Genomic DNA, 1,254 nt, shown 5'->3' with positions numbered 1-1,254 from the left:
CCGCCCACGGGAAGACGTACTGGAAGAGGACGTAGACCACGGCCACGACCAGGACGAGTGAGATCACTGCCTTCGCCCACGCGTGCTCGGATGTCGACGGGGCTCAGCCGTTGAAGTCCTCCCGCGCCAGCAGACCGGTGTCGGGCTGGTCGGTGAAGACACCGTCGATGCCGGTCGCGAAATACGCCTTGTACGCGCCGAAGACATCACCGTAGGCGTCCGCGTCCGCGCCCTTGCGGAAGTTCGCCGGCAGGAACGGGTTCTCGTTGCGCATGGTGTACGGGTGCAGGATCAGGCCCACCTTGTGCGCGTCGGAGACGAGGGTCGTCGGCCGGGTGAGGTTGCCCTGGGCGTCGCGCGGGATGACCAGGTCCAGAGTCGGGCCGATGCCCTGCGCGTAGGAGGCGATCTCCCTGAGGCCGGCCGGCTTGACCAGGTCGGCGACCGTGCGCGGGTCTGCGGTCTCGACGAAGTCCCAAGGGCGCGAGTTCGCCGAGGACAGCAGGACGACCAGCGGGTTGTCGACGAGCTTGTGCAGGCGCTGGACGCTGGTCGGCTCGAAGGACTGGAGGATGACCGGGGAGGTCCGCCGGTCCTTGCGGTACGTGCGCAGCAGTTTGGCGACGCGCTCCTCGAGCGGGAGGCCCTGCCCGCGGAAGTAGGTGGGGTGCTTGAGCTCGGGGTAGATCCACACCTGCTTGCCTCGCCTGCGGGTCTGCTCGTCCTGCCACCTGAGGACCTCTTCGAAGGTGGGGATCTCCCAGCGGCCGTTGTAGAGGGTGTTGTGCGGGCGGTTGGCCGGGATGCGCTCGACCGCGCGCAGCGTCTTCAGCTCGGCGAGCGTGAAGTCCTCGGTGAACCAGCCGGTGGTGGAGACGCCGTCGAGCAGTTTGGTCGTCTTGCGGACGGCGAACTCGGGGTGGTCGGCGACGTCCGTGGTGCCGCTGATCTCCGGCTCGTGACGGCAGACCAGGTGCCCATCCTTCGTCGGGACCAGGTCGCCCGCCTCGACGATGTCGGCGCCCAGGTCGAGAGCCAGCTGGTACGAACCGAAGGTGTGCTCCGGGCGGTAGCCGCTGGCGCCGCGGTGGCCGATGATCGTCGGCTTGGGCAGGTTCCGCACTCCGCCGCCGTGCCGGGTGCCGTCCGCTCGGGCCGTGCCGGCCATGCCGAGCACCGCTCCGCCGGTGCCGAGGACCGCCGCACCGAGAAGGGCCCGCCGTCCGGTACCGCTCGTTTCTTCGTTCGACTCCT

General features: G+C 69.2%; 1 protein-coding gene. It reads right to left on the bottom strand.

Annotation, left to right across the window (positions count from 1 at the left end):
• Window positions 1–103 precede the first annotated feature (103 nt).
• On the bottom strand, window positions 104–1,254 hold a 1,151-nt coding region (locus ABZ281_RS49810; protein WP_356665503.1), incomplete at its 5' end, for a glycerophosphodiester phosphodiesterase.

The organism is Streptomyces sp. NPDC006265 (assembly GCF_040613555.1).
Lineage (GTDB): Bacteria > Actinomycetota > Actinomycetes > Streptomycetales > Streptomycetaceae > Streptomyces.
The sequence above is the reverse complement of the archived record's forward strand: the minus strand, read 5'-3'. Positions and strand labels throughout refer to the sequence as shown.